The sequence below is a fragment of the Oceanicaulis sp. genome, assembly GCA_040112665.1.
GTDB lineage: Bacteria > Pseudomonadota > Alphaproteobacteria > Caulobacterales > Maricaulaceae > Oceanicaulis.
The window spans coordinates 2,206,316-2,225,052 of record CP157796.1; the positions used below are offsets into that span (position 1 = coordinate 2,206,316).

The following is an 18,737-nucleotide window of genomic DNA, read 5'->3' on the forward strand; positions in this document are numbered from 1 at the left end:
TCATGGACCGTATTGTCATCCGCGGCGGCAAGCCGTTGAACGGGCAAATCGAGATTTCCGGCGCCAAGAATTCCGCGCTCAAGCTGATGGCCGCCTGCCTTCTCACCGGCGAGACGCTGACCCTGACGCGCATGCCGCGGCTGGCCGACACGCGCTTTCTTGGAAAGCTGCTCGAACATCTCGGCGTCGAGGTGCGCGAGGAGGAGCCCGCGCGCACGGTGCTGAAGGTCGGCGACATTCGCGAGCCCTACGCGCCCTATGACCTCGTCAGGAAGATGCGCGCGAGCTTCAACGTGCTCGGCCCGCTGGTCGCCCGCGAACGAAAGGCGCGCGTGTCGCTGCCCGGCGGCTGTGCGATCGGCGCCCGGCCGGTGAACCTGCATCTCGAAGCGCTCGAAGCGCTGGGCGCCGAGATCGAGGTGGAGTCCGGCTATGTGAACGCACGCGCGCCCGGCGGGCTGAAAGGCGGGCGGGTGGTCTTCCCGATGGTCTCTGTCGGCGCGACCGAGCACGCCATGCTGGCCGCCGTGCTGGCGAACGGCGAAACGGTGCTTGAGAACTGCGCGCGCGAGCCAGAGATCGCCGACCTCGCCGGGTGCCTGAACACGATGGGTGCAAAGATCGAGGGCGCAGGCGATTCGGTCATCCGCATCCAGGGCGTCGACGCGCTTTCCGGCGCGGAGTGGGAGGTCTGCCCAGACCGGATCGAGACCGGCACCTTCGCCATCGCCGCAGCCGCCACGGGCGGCGAAGTGACGCTGAACGGCGCGGTGCACGACCATAACGGCGCGCTCTGGCATGCGCTGGCGCGCGCGGGCGCCGCGGTGACGCTGGAAGACGGCGCGGTGACGATGAAGCGCGAGCCGGGGCCGCTGAAGCCGGTGGACGTGACGACCGCGCCCTATCCGGGCTTTCCCACCGATCTGCAGGCGCAGTTCATGGCGCTGATGGCGCTGGCCGACGGCGCCAGCGTGATCCGCGAGACGATCTTCGAGAACCGCTTCATGCACGCGCCCGAGCTCGCGCGTCTGAGCGCGAACATCCAGGTGCGCGGCAACGAGGCGATCGTGCGCGGTCCGGCGAAGCTCAAGGGCGCGCCGGTCATGGCGACCGATCTCAGGGCTTCGGTCAGCCTTGTCATTGCAGGCCTCGCCGCCGAAGGTGAGACCGAAGTGAATCGCATCTACCATCTCGACCGCGGCTTCGAGCGGCTCGAGGAGAAGCTGTCCGCCTGCGGCGCAGACATCCGCCGCGAGCGCGAGAAGGAGAGCGCCTGAATGGGCGAGGCGAAACCGCTACGACTGATCGCCCAGGACGCGGCCGACGTGCCGCCGGTCTCTGCCGCGCTTCAGGACGCGGTCGGCAAGATCGGCGACTTCGCCTACGAGCCGGCGCAGCGGCGTTTCACCCTGGCGCTGAACCGCTATCGCTGGGAAGGCTCGCCCAGGGGCCGCGGCGAGCGCGTGCGCACCGCGATCCAGGCCGGCTCGGTCACGGCGGCCAGATCCAAGCGCCTGAAACAGGGCGCATCGGACGCGGTCGTGTGTCTTCTGTCGGTGGTGTTCGAGGAGGCCGAGCCGCCGGGCGGTGCGCTGATCTTCACCTTCGCCGGCGGGGGCGAGCTGCGCCTGGACGTCGAGTGCGTCGATCTGGTGCTCGCCGACGTCTCCGAGCCCTGGCGCGCCGCGGCGCGTCCGGCCCATCCCGAGGACGACGCGGCCGGGGCCGGAGACGCGGAGCGCGCGAAACGATGAGCGAGCATCGCCTGATCTCGGTGGAGCTGGACTCCGAGACCATCGGCAAGGCTGACGAGAACGTCGAGCACGAGCGCCGCGTGGCGATCGCCGATCTTCTGGATTCAAACGAGTTCAGGCCGGCCGGCGCCGAGGCCGGACCCTATGCGCTCAGGCTCGCCATCGAGGACCAGAAGCTGGTCTTCGACGTGAAGACCGAGGACGGCGCGCCGGTACGCATGTTCGTGTTCTCGCTCGGCCCGCTCCGGCGCATCATCAAGGACTATTTCCTGATGTGCGAGAGCTATTACGCCGCCGTCCGCGACGCGCCGCTGGGCCAGATCGAGGCGATCGACATGGGCCGGCGCGGGGTCCACAACGAAGGCTCGGTGCTGCTGCGCGAGCGGCTCGACGGCAAGATCGAGGTCGATTTCGACACCGCCCGCCGCCTGTTCACCCTGATCTGCGCGCTGCACCGGAGAGGGGCGTGACCGCACCCGCCGTGATCTTCGTGTGCGGCCGCAACGCCGTGCGCTCGCCCATGGCCGAAGCGCTCTACCGGCGCCTGGTGGGCGAGGGCGCGCGGGCGAGCTCCTGCGGGGTGGAGCCCGCCGGCATGGCAGACGGCTACATGATCTCGGTCATGGCCGAGCTGGGCGAGGACCTCTCCGACTTCGACTGCCGCGATCTGGCGGACGCGCGCGAGGATCCGGCCGATCTCGTGGTCTGCCTCGCTGCAGACGTCGACGCCGAGGCGCGCGCCTTCGCTGAAAAGCGCGGCGCGCGGTACGCGCTCTGGCCGATCGAGGACCCCACGCGGGCCGACGGCGATCGCTTTCTGAAGCTCGCCGCCTACCGCGCCGCGCGCGATGCGATCGAGGCGCGGATAAGCGCGCTGGGCGCCGAATCCGCTTAGCAAGGCGTTCGGCGCTCGACGGGGACCCGGGTCCGCGCCTATATAGCGCCCGGAACGGGCGGGGCCCGGTGCGCTTTACCGCTGCTGCACCGGAGGCGCCCGCTTTTACAGGGTGAACCGAGAGGAGCCGCATGGCGAAGGAAGAACTTCTGGAGTTTCCCGGCGAGGTCGTCGAGCTGTTGCCGAACGCGACCTTCAAGGTGAAGCTGGAAAACGATCACGAGATCATCGCGCACACCGCCGGCAAGATGCGCAAGAACCGCATCCGCGTGCTGGCCGGCGACAAGGTGCTGGTCGAGATGACGCCCTATGACCTGACCAAGGGGCGCATCACCTATCGCTTCAAGTAGCGTGACCGCCGCGAGCGGCCGTCCGCCGCTGGTGCTGGCGAGCGCCTCGCCGCGCCGCCGCGATCTGCTCGAACAGATCGGCGCGCCGCCCGACCATATCGCCCCCGCCGACATCGACGAGACCGAACGCCCCGGGGAGACCCCGCGGGCGCTCGCCCTGCGTCTGGCGGAAGGCAAGCTCGCCGCGTCGCGCCATCCCGGCGCCTATGTGCTTGCGAGCGACACCGTGGTCGGCGTCGGACGCCGCATCCTGCCCAAGACCGAGACGCGAGAGGCCGCCGAAGCCTGTCTCAGGCTGATGAGCGGGCGCAATCACCGGGTCTTCACCGGGATCGCAGCAAGGGCGCCGGACGGCCGCGAAGCGAGCCGGGTGGTTCAGACCCGCGTGGCGTTCAAGCGCCTCGACGAGGCGGAGATCGCCGCCTATCTCGACAGCGGGGAATGGAAGGGCAAGGCGGGCGGCTACGGCATTCAGGGCCGGGCGGGCGCCTATATCGAGAACCTCATCGGGTCGTATACCGGCGTGGTCGGTCTGCCCGTCTATGAAACCCGGCAATTGCTGGTCGGGCTGGGATACCGGTTTTGAGAATCGTCGCCTCTGACAATATCGGCGAGACCCGCGCTGCGGTGATCGACGGGGACCGCGCCATCGAGCTGTATCTCGAGCGCTGGAGCGAGCGCGGCGCGCGGGCGGTCCGCGGCGAGGTCTACCGCGCGCGCGTGCTGACGATCGACAAGGGGCTGAACGGCGCGTTCTGCGAGATCGGGCGCGGCCCGGTCTGCTTCCTGCCCTTCGGCAAGGCCGGCCGGCCCGACGCGGTCCGCGAGGGCGCCGCGATCGGCGTTCAGATCGCGCGCGAGGAGTTTCAGGAAAAGGGTCCGACCCTGTCCCTGTTCGAGGTCGAGGACGGGCCCGCGCCTGCTGCGGTCGTCACTGCGCCGCCGCTGGCCGAGCGGCTTTCGATGATGTTCGACGCGCCGGTGCGCACCCCGAAGGAGGCCGAAATCGATCTCGACGATCTGTTCGACGCGGCCCTCGAACCGGTCGTGGCCTTGCCCGGCGGCGGGCGGCTGGTGATCGAACCGGTGACCGCCATGACCGTGATCGACGTGGACGCGCGCGGCCGCCAGGCGCCGGGCGGATCGGCCAAGCTCGCGCTCGATCTCAACCGCGCCGCCGCGCGCGAGGCGGCCCGGCAGATCCGCCTGCGCGGCCTGGGCGGGGTGGTCGCGATCGACTTCCTGCCGCTGAAGAAAAAAGCCGATCAGGCTACGCTCGACCAGACCCTGAGGGGCGCGTTCAGGAACGATCCGGCCAAGGTCGACATCGCGCCGGCCAGCCGGTTCGCGGTGGTCGAGCTCGCCCGCCAGCGCCTGGGACGGGCGCTGCACGAAATCTGCTGGGAGCGATTCGGCGTGCCCACGGTGCAGACCGCCGCGCTCGCCGCCTTGCGCGGGCTGGAGCGCGAGGCGCGCGCCGACCGCGCCGCAAGGCTGGAACTGCGCGCGGGGCTCGAGATTTACGACTGGCTCGACGCCGACCCGATCGGCTGGCGCAAGGAAGCGTCCCGCCGCTACGGGGCGCGGTTCGAGCTGATCCGTGACGCCGAAAGGGAGGTGCGCGGTCACGCCGTGCGCCCGCTGCGATGACCGAGACCAAGGCCCTGCCGCCCTGTCCGATGTGCAAGAAGCCCGGCGTGCGCGCCTTCCGGCCGTTCTGCTCGAAGCGCTGCGCTGACGCCGATCTCGGCAAATGGTTCTCCGGGGCCTATGCGGTGCCTGGCGAGCCGGTCGATCCCGAAGCCCTGCCGCCCGACGCGCGCGGCGAGGAAGACCCTGATCGGTGACCAGCGGAGCGCAGTTCAAAGCGGTCTGCAGCAAGATTTTAACCGTGGTTCGCCTATACGCGCGGCTGGGTATCTTGGGAGGGGATCATGATGATCGAAGCCGCACTCGCCGCCGTCGCGCTAGCCGCAGAGCCGGTCTTTACGTTCGAAGGCTCCACGCGCGTGCGCTACGAGACGCTGAGCGCGCCGTTCCGGGCGGGCCGGCAGGGCTCCGATCAGCAGCTGAGCTGGCGTACGCGGATCCTCGGCGAATACGACGCCGGCGCGGTGACCTTCGGGATCGAAGGGTTCGACAGCCGCGCCTATCTGACCGACGACGGCTCGTTCCTCAGCTCGACCGCGATCAACACGCTCGACGTGCTGCAGGCCTATGTGAGGCTCGACCATGAGAAGGGCGCGCTTCAGGCCGGCCGGTTCGTGATGAATGTCGGCTCGCGCCGGCTCGCGGGCGAAAACTCGTTTCGCAACTGGCCGAGCGCGTTCGAGGGCGTGCGCGGCGAATACGCGCTTTCCGACGATCTGACCTTCGAAGCCTTCTACACCGCGCCGGTCGAACGCCGTCCGGGCGACCGCGCCGCGCTGCTCGACAATGACCAGGAGTTCGACGAGGCGGATTGGGACACGCGCTTCTGGGCGGCGCATCTGACGCACGGCAACCTGTTTTCCGGCGTGGACGGGGAGGTCTATCTCTTCGGTCTGAACGAAGACGGCGGGGACGATCTCTACACGCTCGGCGGTCGGCTTGAGCGCGGGGCGGAAGCCGGTGCGTTCGATTTCGATCTCGAGCTCATGTGGCAGACGGGCGAAACCGGCGCCGGGCTCGACGTCTCCGCCGCCAATCTGCACGCCGAGGCGGGCTACAGCTTCGCCGGCGCCTGGTCGCCGCGGCTTTCCGCCCAGCTCATCTACGCCACCGGCGATGAAAATCCCGCCGACGCGGAGTTCAACCGGTTCGACCGGCTTTACGGGCTCAGGCGCGGCCAGCTGGGGCAGACCGGGATCATGGGGCCGCTGGATATCGAGAACATCGTCGCGCTGGGCGGCCGGCTGGAGGTCGCGCGCGGGCCGGTGACTGCGCATGTCCTGCTGCAGACCGTCTCGCTGGCGTCGGACACCGACCGCTGGCGGCGGGCGGGGCTGCGCGATGTGACCGGCGGGTCGGGAGACCATGTCGGCGAGGTGATCGACACCCGCCTGCGCTGGTGGATCGCCCCGGACCGGCTGAGGCTCGAAGCCGGCGCGGCGGTCCTCTTCAAGGGCGAGTTCGCGAAGACCGCCCCCGGCGCCCCGGACGACGATACCCCGGTTTACAGCTATCTGATGCTGACGAAGTATTTCTGAGCGAGCGCTACACCGTCACTCCCTCCCCTTGATGGGGAGGGTCCGGCCGAAGGCCGGGGGTGGGGGTGAGCGCCGGTGCGCGGAGCGCATCAATCGATCCGGTGGATCGATTGAAGGCGGCGAACGGGCCGGCAGGCCCCGGACGGGATCGTAGAGCGCCGTACTCTGAAAGCCGAGAACCCCCTACCGCTCCACCCTCAGCCGCAGATACAGAACGCGCCCCCGCGCATCGTGCATCTTGGTGTCGTAGCCCAGGGGCGTGCGTACGAAGGGCGCGGCTTCGTCGGTGAGGTTGATCGCGCCGACGGTCAGCGCCGCGCCGCCGAAGTCATAGCCCGCCTGGGCGTCCAGCACGGTCCAGGCGCCGATCTCTGCGCCGGCGTTCTCGTCGTCGTCATAGGCCGAGACATGGCGGGCCTGAAGCCGCGCGCTCCACGCGCCGAGGGTCCAGTCCGCATAGGCCGTCGCCCGGTATTCGGGCAGCGAGCGGGCGAAATTGGTGAAGTTGCGATCCCCGGCGGCGTCGATCTCGGTGTTCAGCACCGGATCGACCAGCGTGAATTCGTCGATATAGACCGCGTCCGCACCGAACCCGACCGCGCCCCAGCCGATATCGATCGGCGCGCGGGCGAGGCTGAGATCGAGGCCCTGGGCCTGCACGCTCGGAGCGTTGACGAAGCGGGCGCGCACCAGCGTGACGTCGCCGGCGGTGCTGGTCTCGACACGCGGATCGTTGAAGACCCCGTCATCGGCGAGGTCGGCGGCGAGGATGGCGTTCGCGCTCTCCTCCACGATCAGGTCCTCGACCTCGATGCGCCACAGATCGGCGCGGACCGACCAGCCGTTCGCCGCGTAGTCCGCCGACAGGGTGAAGGTGTCGGCGGTTTCGGGATCGAGCGTGGGATCGCCGATCGTGCGCACGGGACGGAACAGCGATTGCGCGCCGATGGTCAGGCTCTGAAGCGTCGTCGTCGCGCTCACCTGCTGATGCAGGCTCGGCGCGCGGAAGGACCGGCTCCAGCCCGCCGAAAGGGTCAGCGCGCCGGTCGCGTCGAACGCGAGGGCGAGCTTGGGATCGAGCGAGCTGAAGGCTTCAAGGTCTTCATACCGCGCAGCCGCCTGAACCCGCAGCCTGGCGCTGAGCGGCACGACGGTCTCGGCGAAGGCGCTGGCCACGTCGCGCTCGCCGTCATAGTCCGGCCCGCCGACGATGAAGAGGAAGGCGTCGTTGTTGAAGGTCTCGCCGTGATCGACGTCGAGCGTTTCGCGCCGCAGCTGGGCGCCGAGCACCAGGGAGGCCGGACCGCCCGGCGCGGTGAAGGCCGCGTCCGTGCTCATCACCGCCTCGGCGCTGGTCAGCGTGGCTTCGCTGTTGCGTACGTCCTGGCCGATCATCCAGTTCAGAAGCGCCGGATCGTTATAGCGCGGGTCGGACGGATCGGTGACGATCGCGCCCGAGCCGAACGGGTTGAACCAGGCGCACCCGTTCGCCCCCGGCGTCGCGCCCGTGCAGGACGGCCCGCCCAGGCCTGCGAGCGCGGCGTCGAGCCGGTCGGCGACCGTGTCGGTGATCGTCGCAGTCAGCGTGTTCTCCGAGTGATTGACCGTCAGGACGCCCGTCCAGTCGCGGTCCAGCAAGGCGAAGTCGCGGCTGAGCTCGGCGTCGATGCGCCAGGTGTCGTGCTCGAAGCTGCGGCGGGCCGCGCCGGCGTCCACGCCTTGCGGCCGGCCCAGCCAGGTCACGTCGCGGCCGAAATAATTGCCTGGGTTCGCGGCGGGGATGGTCGGAAAGCTGAGCGCGGGCAAAGACGGGGAGTTGCCGCGGGTGAGCTCCTGATCGGCGAGCGCCGCCCGGATCACCAGCCGCGTCTCGCCCAGATCGGCGGTGAGCGCGGAGAAGGCGTTCAGGCGCGTCTCGTCGGGCACGAGCGAGAAGAACTGGCCGTAATCGAGCCGGCAGAAGCCCGGCGTGCCGAAGGCGGTGTCCGCGCCGAGCACCAGCGGGATCCCGCCGCCCGCGGCGCAGTCCTGGTCGATGATCGCCTGCGGCCCGCCGGACGGGGTGGTCACTTCAAACCCGCCGCCGGGCGCCTGGATGTAGTACGCGCCGGGCTGGCCGAGCGCGCTGAGGCCGGTGCCGGGGATGAAGTCGGTTTCAAACCCTTCCACGCCGTCGGTGTCGCGCCAGCTGATCGCGCCGGTCAGATGCAGGTTTGCGGCGATCTGTCCGCCTGCAATGGCCGAGACGATCGAGGTGAAGCCCGCCCCGCCGAAGCTGTCGGGCCCGCGCGCCTCGATCTCGGCGGCGAAGCCTTCGTGGCCGTCGCGGGTGATGACGTTGACCACGCCCGAAAGCGCGTCCGAGCCGTAAAGCGGGCTGGCGCCGTCTTTGAGGATCTCGACCCGGTCGATCGCGATGTCGGGCACGAGCGCGTTCAGATCGACGAAGCTCGCCCCGTCGTCGCTGGCCACGCTGGCGGGCGTTTGGCGCTGGCCGTTGATCAGCACCAGCGTCGCGCCGAGCCCGAGCCCGCGCAGATTGACGCTGGACGTGCCCGAGGTGTCGTTCTGGGTGCCCGGATCGTCGTTGAACTCAGAGCCCACCACGGCCGGATCGAAGGCCAGCGCATCGCCCAGATCGGCGAGCCCGCCCGCACGCAGCGCCTGCCCGGTCAGCACGGTAACCGGCCGGTCGCCCGCCTCGGCGCCCGCCGCCCGTCCGCCGGTGACGACGATCACGTCGCGCGGCGCCGCGGCGGTTTCCTCAGCCTGCTGAGCCAGAGCCGGACCTTCGCCGAGCACGAGCAGGAGGGCGGCGGCGCTGGCCGCGGTGCTGAACGATTTCATGGGCGTGGCTCTCCCCGGATCCCGGACGGCGCGCGGCGGGTCCGAGGACGGGCGCGCGCTGAATATGACATTCAGTCTGAAGCGGGGCGGGACCTAGCAGCGCCCATCCGCCCCGGCAAGACCGGCCCTGTCACGACCCCGTCAGCGCAGGTGCGAAACAGGCGTTGCCAGAGAAAAACGACCGCCCTATAACCGCCGTCCTCAGCGCGGGGGCGCGAGCCGCCCCCACGCCGCCCAGGTAGCTCAGTTGGTAGAGCAGCGGATTGAAAATCCGCGTGTCGGTGGTTCGATTCCGCCCCTGGGCACCATTTCTCTTGGTCTCCCTCGCCTCCGCACGGTCGATCCTCGCTGGCGCTGCGGACCGACGGTCGCCCTCGCGAACCGGTCCGGTTCGAGCTGGGTCCTCCATCCCGCACCAGTTTCCTTTCAAAGCGGCCCTATCCGCTGCAACGCAAAGCGCCGGCCTCTTTCGAAGCCGGCGCGCGGTCGGTTCAGCCTTTCGGCGTCGCGCTTAGCGGACCCAGCGAAGCTTCCGCCTGCGCAGATGGCGGCGCATCACCGGGGAGGCGGCCTGGGCGCCGCCGGAAGCCGTCCGGTTGGGGCTCGCTGGCAGGACGGGAGCGGCGGGGACGGTGCGGGGGATCATTTCGGGTCTCCTTTTCTGTCTCGATCCGAGGAAACCCTAGCCGAGCGGCTTTCATCGCGAAAATATAAGTTTTAGATTTCCGACTGAGCTTTTGCCTATGGAGGGGCGGATGCGTCCGACGCTGCGTCAGATGGAGTACATGCTTGCGGTCGCCGATCTCGGCCGGTTCGGCGAGGCGTCCAAAGCGCTCAATGTGAGCCAGCCCAGCCTGTCCGCCCAGGTGCAGGAGGCTGAAGCGGCGCTGGGTGTCGCGGTCTTCGAACGCAGCCGGAGCGGAGCGATCCTGACCCCGGTGGGTGTCGAGATCGTCCGCCGGGTGCGGCTGATCCTGCGCCAGGTCGAGGATCTCCACGCCGTCGCCGCCCATGGCGGATCGGGCCTTTACGGGCGGCTGCGGATGGGCGTTCTGCCCACGATAGGCCCGTATTTGCTGCCGCTGGCGACCGCGGCCATGCACGCGGCCTATCCGGAGCTGCGTCTGAACATCCGCGACGACCGGCCCGACATGCTGCAGGATAGGCTGATGGACGGCCGGCTGGACGCGCTGATCTCGACGCCGGAGGAGCATCCGGGCGCTGAGAGTCTCATGCTTTTCAAGGAGCGTCTGTTCGCGTGCTGCGCCGACGACGACGCGCTCGGCGCGAGCACGCGACCGCTCGGTCTCGCCGACCTCCGCGGCCGCACCTTGCTCACGCTCGGTCACGGCCACCGGCTGACCACGCTGGTCCATGAGATCGCCAGCCGTTCAGTCGCCTATGTCAGCCATGAATACGAGGGCACCAGCCTTGACGCGATCCGGCACATGGCCGGGCTCGGCGCGGGCGTGGCGGTCATGCCGGAGCTTTATGTCCGGTGCGTGGGTCATCGCGACGACAACGTCGTCTTCCGTGCGATCGACGATCCGCTGGCCGTCCGGCAGATCGCCATGTGCTGGCGGCAGGGCAGTCCGCTGGCGGACGGGCTGGGCGAGCTCGGCGCCTTGCTGGCGGACGCCGGACGAAAAGCGTTCAGCGCGGCGTGAGGGGGGCGCCCGCCCTCACTCCGGCAAACGATACGCGACGACCTGGTCTGAGACTTCCGGTTTGAGGATCGAGTTTCCGCCGACGGCGAAGACGACATAGTCCACGCCTTCATGGGTGAAGACGGCCGGGTTGGACACCGCGGGCGCCTCGACGAGGTCGGCCCAGAGCTCTTCGCCGGTGGCCGCGTCGATCGCGCGGATGCGGGAGTCCACCGAGGCGCCGATGAAGATCACCCCGCCTGCGGTCGCCACCGGTCCGCCGAGCGTCGGGGTGCCCCAGCTTTCAAGCCCGTAAAAGCCGTTGAACTGGGCGCGGCCGAACGGCTCTTCGTAGAGCCGTTCGCCGGTGCGCAGATCATAGGCGGAGATCGTGCCGAAGGGCGGCTCCCAGCAGGGCATGCCGAGCCAGTTGCGCCAGCCTGACAGATAGATGCCGTAGGGCGCGTCTTCCTGGGGGTAGTAGCCCTGCTCGTTGCCGCTGCCGCCCTGAATCTCCTCGTACTCCTCGCGCGGGACCAGGCGGATGAGCTGCACCACGCGCGAGGCGTTCACGTAAAGCGTGTCGGTGCGCGGATCGACCGCGACGCCGCCCCAATTCGTCACCCCGGCGGTGCCCGGATAGAACAGCGTCATGGTTTCCGAGGGCGGGGTGTAAAGGCCCTCATAGACGAAATTCTCCCGATCGCGCGAGCACTGACCGAAGCTTGCGATGTCCGCGAGCCACCACACGTCGGGCATCTCGAGCGGCGCCATGGGCGGCGGGTTCGGGACGTAAGGCTGGGTGGGCGCGGCCTCTTCGCCTTGCGCGGAGCTGCGGGGCGTCGGGCGCTCCTCCACGGGGAAGAGCGGCTCGCCGGTCCGGCGGTCGAGCACGAAGAGGAAGCCCTGCTTGGTGGCCTGGATCACGGCGGGGACCGTCCCGCCGGCGGCGTTGATGTCGACCAACGTCGGCGCGGACGGCGTGTCGTAGTCCCAGATGTCGTGATGGACGTGCTGGAAGCTCCAGACGATCTCGCCGGTCTCCAGATCGAGCGCGGTGACGGATGTGGCGTGCTCCATCGGCTCGAGCCGGTTTCCGCCCCAATAGTTCGGGCTCGGCGAGGAGATCGGCGCGTAGACCATCCCCAGCTCGGTATCCACCGTCATCGCGGTCCAGATGTTCGCCGTGCCCGCCTCGTCGATCATGTTTTCGGGGATGAAGCTCGCCTCCCATTCGAGCTCGCCGGTGCGCGCATCGACCGCCAGAAGATTGCCGGGAGGGGCGACCGAATAGGCCCAGTCCTTGCCCGCCCAGCCCATCAGCAGCGTGTCGCCGGCGACCGTAGGCGGCTGCAGCAGCGAGAAGGGGAATTTGTCGTTGACGGTGTTCCACTGATTGACGTTCAGCACCCCGCCGTCGCCGAAGTCTTCGCAAAGCTCGCCGGTGTCGGCGTCCACCGCGTGGAGTTCCGCGTCCATGGTGCCGATATAGACCCGCCTGGCGCACGCGCCGGTCCCGCCGCCGTCCCAGTAGGCGACGCCGCGGTTCTTCAGCGCGGGCTGGGTGAGGGCGGCGAGCTCGGACTGGCTGTCATAGCTCCAGCGCTCCTGCCCGGTTGCCGGGTCGAGCGCGATGATGCGGTAGAAGGGCGTGCCCAGATAAAGCGTCTCGTTGGCGTAGACGGGCGTGGCCGACCAGACGGTGGCGGGCAACTCGCCCGACCCGTCCGAGACGTCGCCGGTGTGATACTCCCAGGCGCGTTCGAGATCGCCGACCGTTTCGGGCGTGAAGCTGTCGGCGGCCGAGAATTTCGTGGATGCGGCGTCGCCGTGAAAATGCGTCCAGCTCGGCTGTTGAGCCGCCGCGGAGAACGGGACGAGGCCGAACGCGAGAAGCGTGAGGATGCGGATCATGATGACTCCCGCCAGGACATGACGGCCGCCGCGATGAGCGCTGCGAGCGCGACAAGCATCGCGACCAGAAAGCCGTATTGCATGAGAAAGAAGGCTGCGAGCGCGGTCAGGGCGGCGCCGATCCCGATCAGGATCAGCAGGGCCGCAAGAAGGCCGCCGCGCACCGCGGGCACGGCGGCGACCCCGAGCCCCAGCGTGACGCAGACCGCGCCGATCAGCGCCAGAAGCGCGCCGCGCGTCCCGTCCACGCCGGTGTGCGTGCCGAAATAGGCGAGCGCGGCGAGCACCACGCCGATGAGGGCGGGCAGGCCGGCGGCGAGATAGCGTTTGCGCATCTATGACACTCCAGGCGGCGGTTCTTGCGCCGCGCTTCGCCGAAGAAAGACGGCGGCTCCCGGGCTGAAGCCGCCGTCGTTTTAACTGGCGCTCCGCCTCAGTAGTGGCGGTACCGGCTGGGCCTGCGGTAGTCGCAGGTCGTGGTGGTGAACACGTCGCCCAGCACGGTGTCGCACTCCTCCTCGTAGCGGGAGTGATGGCCGCAATACCCGTCCCGGCAGTCGTCGTACCGGTGGGGATTGTGGGGATGCGGATGGGGATGGCCGCGGCGATGGTGCGGGCGGTGATAGCCCCAGTCGCAATCGTCGCAGGTCTCTGCGATGCGCAGGCGGATCTCGGCGAGCCGGCTGGACAGGGCGGTGAACTCGCGGCGGGCGTCACGCCAGTTGTCCGCCGAGTTCATGCACGCGCCCTCCTGATAGCCCTGGTTCTGCATGCACATCTGGTAGGACTGGCAGGACGAGGTCGCGAAGCGGTAGGCCGCGTCGAGATCGGACGAGAAGGCCTGCACCAGCTCGACCGTTTCGGTCTGCGGGCCGTAGGGCCGCTCGGTGACCTGTTCGCGGATCGTGGCGCGTTCGCGCTCGCGGCTGCCGTAGTCGGGGCCGTAATAGGTGTAGGCTCCGGCGTATCCGGCGCGCTCGATCTCGGTGCGCATCTCGTTGCGCGCCTCGGTCAGGGAGTCGATCGAGCAGATCGCCTGGGCGGTTTCCGCGCCCTGTTCGGTCGGGCGCGGCGGCGCGGGCGGGCCGTAATACGGGTCATGACGTCCGTAGCGGTCGTACGGATCGTGATACTCGGGATACTTCGCCGCACACCCTGCGATCAGGGCGGTGGCGATCAGAACGAGGCTTGCGCGTAAAAACATGTCGGGTCTCCGCAATCGGCGGGGAGGGAGGGGCTCACAGCGGCTCGCGGCGCGTGCCCCGTTCGGGTTCCAGGCAGGCGAGTTCGGTCGGCGAGAAGCGATCGACGTCGATCTGGCTGCGCCATTCGAGATAGAAGGCGCCGCTTCCCTCCGCCGCAGCTTCTTCAAGGCGGTTGGAGATGGCGATCCAGCGGCTTTCCGCGGTGGGATGGTCCCAGAATTCGCGGTGGTCGCGCCAGCGCATGGCCACCGGGTGACCCAGCGCCGCCGCGTCACGCAGATAGGCGTCCGCGCGCTCGGGGTTCTCGATCAGCCCGCACAGGCGGTAGCTGCCCAGAACCGCGCCGGTGCCGTAGACCAGAGCGAGATTGAAGTAGGCGTCCGCGTCGTCGCGGCGCGCGGCGGTCTCGAACCATTCGAGCGACAGGTCCGGATTGCGCGCCACGCCCAGGCCCGTCGCGTACATGATCCCCAGCGCGTTCTGCAGGTGCGGATCGCGCGCGGTCTGCGCGGCGTGACAGACCAGAAGCGTGGTCTGGCGCGGGCTCAGCGAGCCGGTCTCGTCATAGCCGAGCTCGCGCTGGAAGCCGCGCACCGCGTCACGCGTGGCCGGGCCGTAACGGCCGTCGACTTCCGCCGAGTAGTAGCCTAGCGCGGCCAGCGCGGCCTGGCGCAGTTTCAGGCTGATCACGTCGCCGAGTTCTTCAGGGCCGCGGCGGGAGATGCGCGACAGGCTCTCGCCGTCGGGCGAAGACTCGCACTGGACCATGTGCGCCTGCAGCCGGCGCTGGGCCATCAGCGCGGATTGCGCGCCGAAGGGCCGGCCCCAGTCGATGGAGTAGTTCCAGTACCGCATGGCCCGGCGCACCGAGCTGGCGTCGTAGCGCACGAAGCCGCGGTCGTAATCGAGATCGTCGATCGCCCGGGCGTCGTCGCCCTGCTGGGCGAAGGGCAGGTCGACCCAGTCGGTCCCGCGCTGCAGGTCGACAGTGGCGAGTTCGGCGTCGCCGCGCAGCAGCCAGTAGCGCGCGCCGTCATTATAGAGGCGGGCGGCCTGCTCGCGGGTCATGCAGCCTTCGCCGATGCCCCGGCCGCGAATGCAGATCGGGCGCGGCTCGCCTTCACGGATGGCGTAGCGCCAGGGCCCGCGCGGGAAGCGGTCGCCGCCGCGCCCCCAGCCGCCGAAGGCCGGCTCTCGGGTGGGCTCGGGCCGCCACCAGTCGTCACGACCGCCGTAAAGCGGATCGCGGTCGCCATAGCCGGGCCCGTAGCCGGGCGTCGGCGCGACGATGTCTTCTTCGGGCTGGAACAGGTCGAGATTGCAGCGCCGTGCGGCCTGCTCGAACACGCCCATCCGTTCGTCGTGGAAGCTCGTGCGGAGCCGGTCTGAATTGCTGTAAAAGCCCTGGCCGGCCATGTCGCGATAGCGCCGCCAGTCTTCCCGGTCGAGCGCTTCCTGGACCTGGTCGACATAGCAGCGGCAATCCAGCGAGGAATGCGAGTAGCGCGTGTCGTAAAGGCAGGCCTCGTAGACCTGCTCTCCGCGCTGCTCGATGAGGTCGCAACCGGCGAGCAGGACGGGCAGGCACAGCGCGGCGAGGCCGGCTTTGACACCGGCTGCAGCGTTGGAAACTTGTGTGACGCGGACCATGAAAGTCCCCCTCTCGTCTCGCTGGGGTTAACGCGGCTTAACCGGTCCGGTTCACCGAAATTCCGCCTCTTCGCCATGGAACCGGCGCCGAACCGCAGGGCTCCGCCTTCTCCGGAAGCGCCTGTTTGCAGGGCTGGAACAGGCCCGGACGCAGGCGGGTTGGAAGCGGTGACGCCGCAATGGAGACCGTCATGGCAGCAAGCTTCGAGACCGCCGAAACACCGATCGCGAAGAACACGCCTCAATCGCGCGGCGCGGCCATCGGGCTCGGGGTCGCGCTTCTGATCGTGGGGGTGCTGGCGATCATTTTTCCCGCCGTCGCGACCGTGACGCTGAGCCTGGTCATAGGCGCCGCGCTGGTGGTTTACGGCCTGGTGCAGATCATCGACGGCTTCCGCCGCCGCGGTTCGGGCGACGCCCTGCCGGAGGCGCTGTTCGGCGTGCTGGGCGTGTTCGCGGGCGTTCTGATCCTGGTCTCGCCGGGCGTGGGGGCGCTCTCGCTCACCGTCGTGCTGGCGGTCTATTTCGCGATCGATGCGATCACGCGGACCGGCTTCGCCTTTCGCGGCCGCTCGTCAGGCCGGAGGGGCTGGCTGATCGGTGGGGCGATCCTCAGCGCGCTGCTGGCGCTGATCATCCTTGCAGGCCTTCCCGGCAGCGCGGCCTTCGTAATCGGCCTGCTGTTCGGCGCGCACGCCCTGTTCGCCGGCGCGGTGCTCCTGGTCACCGGATTTTCGGGACGCGCGCGCTAGCGCCGCGCTCAGCCGCCGTTGATCTCGCGCCAGATCAGGATGATGATCGCGCCCTGAACGAACAGGCCGAGCGCGAACCCGCCTGCGCCGACTGCAGAGGCGGCGACATGGGCCATGACCCTGAGCGGGATCTTGCTGAGCGTGTCGAAGCGCTCGCGCGGCGTGGCGTAGCGGCTGCGAGCGACCTCGAACAGGTCCTCGAACCCGCCGCGGCTCAATGAGAAGAACACCCAGGCCCAGAGCGCCAGGAAGCCCCAGACGCAGATCCGCATCCAGGTGGCGAATTCCGGACCGGTGAAGATCCGGACCCAGAAGTCCTCGCCGGTGAAGTCCATGGCGCGCCTCGCTCTCGCGCGCTCAGCTCTCCGCCCAGCGCGCCATCGCCTCGATCCCCTCGATCACCCTCGGACAATGCCGTCTCAGGAAGGCTTCGTCGAGCGGCTGGGACTGGTGCAGGCCTGAAAGCGCGGCCTCGCCGTCGAAATCGACGAAGGCCAGTCGCAGCGACAATTCGTGCGGCGGCCGGCCGAAGGCCGAGCCGGGCAGGGTGGCCACGCCCGTCTCCTCCAGCAGGCGGGTGCACAGCTCGGCGCTGGTCTCGATCCCGCGCGCAGCGAATTTCGCGGCCATCGGATCGAAATTGGGAAAGGCGTAGAACCCGCCCTTGATCGGGTTCACCACTGCGCCCGCTTCGCTCAGCCGGGCGTGGACATGATCGGCGAGCGCCTTGAGGATCGCCCGGCTGCGGTCGAGATAGAGCTCCATCTCCGGGCCGCCTTCGAAGGCGGCGATCGCGGCGTGCTGTATGGGTGCGGAGACCGAGGTGTAGGTCTCGCTCGCCGCGGCGGCGACGGCCTTTCTGAGCCAGGCCAGCGATTTGGGAAAGGCGAAGAAGCCCAGCCGCCAGCCGCCCGCGCCGGCCCATTTCGAAATCCCGTCGGAAATGATCGTCCCGCCGCGGTAAAACCGCGCCATCGACGTGTGCCGGCCGTCGAACTGCACCCCGCCGTATATCTCGTCTGACAGAAGCAGCATGCGGCAGTCGCGCGCCACCTCGGCGACCTCGCGCAGATGCTCGACAGTGTAGGCGGTGCCGGTGGGGTTGCCGGGCGAATTGAGGATCAGAAGACGCGGGCGCATCGGATCGTCGCCGCACACCTTGTGAAGCGCCTTGGCGGTGACGCCCAGGCCGGTTTCAGGCTCGGTCGGAAGCCAGGTGATAGGCCGGCCCAGGATCTGCGCCTGGGGCGCATAACTCACCCAGCTGGGCGTCGGGATCACCAGATCGCCGTAATAGACCAGCTGGACCAGGAACATCAGCTCCTTCGTGCCCGGCCCGATCAGGATGTCCTCGGCGTCGAAATTGAGCCCCTGGGTGCGGTTGAGATATCCGCAGATCGCCTCGCGCAGCGCCCGGAGGCCCTGAACGGGCAGGTAATCCTTCTGATGGGTGTTCTCCGCCAGACGGCGCTGCATGATGTCGGGCACGGGGAAGGGCGACTGGCCCAGCCCGAGCTTCGACACCGCGCGGCCCTGCGCGATCAGCTCGGCGGAGCGCTCGTTGATCTCCAGCGTGGCCGAAAGACCGAGGCCGCGAATGTTCAGATTGAGCTGAACCGAGGGGCAGAACGCCTGAAGCTCGTCCTGCGGGGCGGGTGTGGGATCATCCATGGATCAGGTCTCGTCCGGCCGGGTCAGCCCGGAGGTGAACAACCGGGTGAGGTCCTCGAAAAACCGGTCCATGCTGAGCGGACGGGTGTCTTCGCCCGCCAGAAGCCGCTGATGCAGCACCGCCACAAGAACCGGAGCGTAAAGGAAAATCGCGCCGTGACGGACGCGTTCCGGATTGGACCCAGCTGGATCCACGCCCGGTCCGAGCCGCGCTTCGAGCGCGGTCAGCGACGGCTCCACGATCAGTTCGAGATAGGCCCTGGCCACCTCGCGGTCGTGAATGGACTCCACGAAGGCGAAGGCGTGCGCCTGGGCGAAGAAATCGCTGCGCGCGCCGTCCATGGCGAGCGCGCCATATTCCTTGACCGACGCCTCGAGCGTGGCGGCCGGCTCTGCGGAACGGGCGAGCCAGGCGCGTGCGCCCTCGGCGAAATGGCCGATGATGGCGATCACCACCCCGCGCCGGTCTGTGAAGTAGTGGCGCAAGGTGGGTTCGGACACGCCCGCCTTGATCGCGAACTGGCGCAGGCTCACCGGCGCGCTGCGCTCGGCGATGGCCGTGCGGGCGAGGATGTCGAGAAGTTCGCGTTTGCGATCCGTCGCCGGTCCGCGCGCCTCAGCCGTGCTGCTCATCGATCTCCAACGTCCCCATTGCGTGGACCGGCCCGGCTGCGCCCGCGCCGCCGACTCGATCCGTTCACCATAACCCCGTCCGCCGCAGACGGAAGCCGCGCGGCGGCGATCCGGTCCAGCCGTCCTGCGCGCCTGCGCAGGCCTCCGAACGCCTGCTCGCGCCCTGCGCCTTGATCAGACTTTGTACTATCGTATATACGATACGCGATAGCGCCGGGCAGGCCGGCGCCGT

The 18,737-nt window shown here is 69.0% G+C and carries 19 protein-coding genes and 1 tRNA gene; 12 read left to right on the forward strand and 8 right to left on the reverse strand.

Annotation, left to right across the window (positions count from 1 at the left end):
• Nucleotides 1–2: 2 nt before the first annotated feature.
• From murA to ABL308_10800, 9 genes are all read left to right on the forward strand, one after another.
• On the forward strand, nt 3–1,277 hold the full coding sequence (gene murA, locus ABL308_10760; GenBank protein XBQ15434.1) for a UDP-N-acetylglucosamine 1-carboxyvinyltransferase: 1,275 nt from the start codon (nt 3–5) through the stop codon (nt 1,275–1,277).
• Nucleotides 1,278–1,754: a DUF2948 family protein gene (locus ABL308_10765; GenBank protein XBQ15435.1), complete on the forward strand. Its 477-nt coding sequence runs from the start codon at nt 1,278–1,280 to the stop codon at nt 1,752–1,754.
• Nucleotides 1,751–2,224, forward strand: coding sequence for a UPF0262 family protein (locus ABL308_10770; GenBank protein XBQ15436.1), 474 nt, complete (start codon nt 1,751–1,753; stop codon nt 2,222–2,224). The genes ABL308_10765 and ABL308_10770 overlap by 4 nt, the downstream gene beginning before the upstream one ends.
• A complete protein-coding gene (locus tag ABL308_10775; GenBank protein XBQ15437.1) occupies nt 2,221–2,649 on the forward strand; it encodes a low molecular weight phosphatase family protein in 429 nt (142 codons plus the stop codon). Before ABL308_10770 ends, ABL308_10775 begins: the two co-directional genes overlap by 4 nt.
• A 131-nt stretch (nt 2,650–2,780) precedes the next feature.
• Nucleotides 2,781–2,999, forward strand: a complete 219-nt coding sequence (gene infA, locus ABL308_10780) for a translation initiation factor IF-1 (protein XBQ15438.1) — start codon at nt 2,781–2,783, stop codon at nt 2,997–2,999.
• Nucleotide 3,000: 1 nt separating this feature from the next.
• Nucleotides 3,001–3,585, forward strand: coding sequence for a Maf family nucleotide pyrophosphatase (locus ABL308_10785; protein XBQ15439.1), 585 nt, complete (start codon nt 3,001–3,003; stop codon nt 3,583–3,585).
• Entirely contained in the window at nt 3,582–4,649 is a 1,068-nt protein-coding gene (locus ABL308_10790) for a ribonuclease E/G (protein XBQ15440.1), read from the forward strand. Before ABL308_10785 ends, ABL308_10790 begins: the two co-directional genes overlap by 4 nt.
• Entirely contained in the window at nt 4,646–4,846 is a 201-nt protein-coding gene (gene yacG, locus ABL308_10795; GenBank protein ID XBQ15441.1) for a DNA gyrase inhibitor YacG, read from the forward strand. The genes ABL308_10790 and yacG overlap by 4 nt, the downstream gene beginning before the upstream one ends.
• Before the next feature lie 87 nt (nt 4,847–4,933).
• Complete coding sequence (locus tag ABL308_10800) at nt 4,934–6,187, forward strand: alginate export family protein (protein XBQ15442.1); 1,254 nt, start codon at nt 4,934–4,936, stop codon at nt 6,185–6,187.
• 183 nt (nt 6,188–6,370) lie between these two features.
• On the opposite strand, the gene ABL308_10805 is transcribed toward ABL308_10800, so the two are convergent.
• The gene (locus ABL308_10805; GenBank protein ID XBQ15443.1) at nt 6,371–9,034 is read right to left on the reverse strand and encodes a TonB-dependent receptor; all 2,664 of its coding nucleotides are present in this window, start codon (nt 9,032–9,034) and stop codon (nt 6,371–6,373) included.
• A gap of 232 nt (nt 9,035–9,266) precedes the next feature.
• Between ABL308_10805 and ABL308_10810 the strand changes: the two genes are divergently transcribed.
• A tRNA-Phe gene (locus tag ABL308_10810) sits at nt 9,267–9,342 on the forward strand.
• Nucleotides 9,343–9,789: 447 nt separating this feature from the next.
• Nucleotides 9,790–10,701, forward strand: a complete 912-nt coding sequence (locus ABL308_10815) for a hydrogen peroxide-inducible genes activator (protein XBQ15444.1) — start codon at nt 9,790–9,792, stop codon at nt 10,699–10,701.
• 15 nt (nt 10,702–10,716) lie between these two features.
• Here the strand turns inward: ABL308_10815 and ABL308_10820 are convergent, their stop codons facing one another.
• From ABL308_10820 to ABL308_10835, 4 genes are all read right to left on the reverse strand, one after another.
• The gene (locus ABL308_10820; protein XBQ15445.1) at nt 10,717–12,594 is read right to left on the reverse strand and encodes a pyrroloquinoline quinone-dependent dehydrogenase; all 1,878 of its coding nucleotides are present in this window, start codon (nt 12,592–12,594) and stop codon (nt 10,717–10,719) included.
• Nucleotides 12,591–12,929 carry a hypothetical protein gene (locus ABL308_10825; GenBank protein ID XBQ15446.1) on the reverse strand — a complete coding sequence of 113 codons (339 nt, stop codon included), beginning with the start codon at nt 12,927–12,929 and terminating at the stop codon, nt 12,591–12,593. The genes ABL308_10820 and ABL308_10825 overlap by 4 nt, the downstream gene beginning before the upstream one ends.
• A 98-nt stretch (nt 12,930–13,027) precedes the next feature.
• A complete protein-coding gene (locus ABL308_10830) occupies nt 13,028–13,798 on the reverse strand; it encodes a hypothetical protein (GenBank protein XBQ15447.1) in 771 nt (256 codons plus the stop codon).
• Between the two features lie 34 nt (nt 13,799–13,832).
• A complete protein-coding gene (locus ABL308_10835; GenBank protein XBQ15448.1) occupies nt 13,833–15,449 on the reverse strand; it encodes a peptidoglycan-binding protein in 1,617 nt (538 codons plus the stop codon).
• A 191-nt stretch (nt 15,450–15,640) separates the two neighbouring features.
• On the opposite strand from ABL308_10835, the gene ABL308_10840 reads away from it, so the two are divergent.
• On the forward strand, nt 15,641–16,201 hold the full coding sequence (locus tag ABL308_10840; protein XBQ15449.1) for a DUF308 domain-containing protein: 561 nt from the start codon (nt 15,641–15,643) through the stop codon (nt 16,199–16,201).
• 8 nt (nt 16,202–16,209) lie between these two features.
• On the opposite strand, the gene ABL308_10845 is transcribed toward ABL308_10840, so the two are convergent.
• Genes ABL308_10845 through ABL308_10855 form a run of 3 tightly spaced genes read right to left on the reverse strand, consistent with a single transcriptional unit; the run spans nt 16,210 to nt 18,505 of the window.
• Nucleotides 16,210–16,536, reverse strand: coding sequence for a hypothetical protein (locus tag ABL308_10845; protein ID XBQ15450.1), 327 nt, complete (start codon nt 16,534–16,536; stop codon nt 16,210–16,212).
• 22 nt (nt 16,537–16,558) lie between these two features.
• Nucleotides 16,559–17,872 (reverse strand): aminotransferase class I/II-fold pyridoxal phosphate-dependent enzyme, encoded by a 1,314-nt coding sequence (locus tag ABL308_10850; GenBank protein ID XBQ15451.1) that lies wholly within the window; start codon nt 17,870–17,872, stop codon nt 16,559–16,561.
• A 3-nt stretch (nt 17,873–17,875) separates the two neighbouring features.
• Nucleotides 17,876–18,505 (reverse strand): TetR/AcrR family transcriptional regulator, encoded by a 630-nt coding sequence (locus tag ABL308_10855; GenBank protein XBQ15452.1) that lies wholly within the window; start codon nt 18,503–18,505, stop codon nt 17,876–17,878.
• Nucleotides 18,506–18,737: the final 232 nt, after the last annotated feature.

Excerpts from the sequence above, each read along its gene's own strand:
- ABL308_10805 (XBQ15443.1), bottom strand. The coding sequence starts at position 9,034 with ATGAAATCGTTCAGCACCGCGGCCAGCGCCGCCGCCCTCCTGCTCGTG.
- ABL308_10840 (XBQ15449.1), top strand. The coding sequence starts at position 15,641 with ATGGCAGCAAGCTTCGAGACCGCCGAAACACCGATCGCGAAGAACACG.
- ABL308_10815 (XBQ15444.1), top strand. The coding sequence starts at position 9,790 with ATGCGTCCGACGCTGCGTCAGATGGAGTACATGCTTGCGGTCGCCGAT.
- ABL308_10825 (XBQ15446.1), bottom strand. The coding sequence starts at position 12,929 with ATGCGCAAACGCTATCTCGCCGCCGGCCTGCCCGCCCTCATCGGCGTG.
- ABL308_10820 (XBQ15445.1), bottom strand. The coding sequence starts at position 12,594 with ATGATCCGCATCCTCACGCTTCTCGCGTTCGGCCTCGTCCCGTTCTCC.
- murA (XBQ15434.1), top strand. The coding sequence starts at position 3 with ATGGACCGTATTGTCATCCGCGGCGGCAAGCCGTTGAACGGGCAAATC.
- ABL308_10835 (XBQ15448.1), bottom strand. The coding sequence starts at position 15,449 with ATGGTCCGCGTCACACAAGTTTCCAACGCTGCAGCCGGTGTCAAAGCC.
- ABL308_10845 (XBQ15450.1), bottom strand. The coding sequence starts at position 16,536 with ATGGACTTCACCGGCGAGGACTTCTGGGTCCGGATCTTCACCGGTCCG.
- yacG (XBQ15441.1), top strand. The coding sequence starts at position 4,646 with ATGACCGAGACCAAGGCCCTGCCGCCCTGTCCGATGTGCAAGAAGCCC.
- ABL308_10855 (XBQ15452.1), bottom strand. The coding sequence starts at position 18,505 with ATGAGCAGCACGGCTGAGGCGCGCGGACCGGCGACGGATCGCAAACGC.
- infA (XBQ15438.1), top strand. The coding sequence starts at position 2,781 with ATGGCGAAGGAAGAACTTCTGGAGTTTCCCGGCGAGGTCGTCGAGCTG.
- ABL308_10800 (XBQ15442.1), top strand. The coding sequence starts at position 4,934 with ATGATGATCGAAGCCGCACTCGCCGCCGTCGCGCTAGCCGCAGAGCCG.
- ABL308_10850 (XBQ15451.1), bottom strand. The coding sequence starts at position 17,872 with ATGGATGATCCCACACCCGCCCCGCAGGACGAGCTTCAGGCGTTCTGC.
- ABL308_10765 (XBQ15435.1), top strand. The coding sequence starts at position 1,278 with ATGGGCGAGGCGAAACCGCTACGACTGATCGCCCAGGACGCGGCCGAC.
- ABL308_10770 (XBQ15436.1), top strand. The coding sequence starts at position 1,751 with ATGAGCGAGCATCGCCTGATCTCGGTGGAGCTGGACTCCGAGACCATC.
- ABL308_10830 (XBQ15447.1), bottom strand. The coding sequence starts at position 13,798 with ATGTTTTTACGCGCAAGCCTCGTTCTGATCGCCACCGCCCTGATCGCA.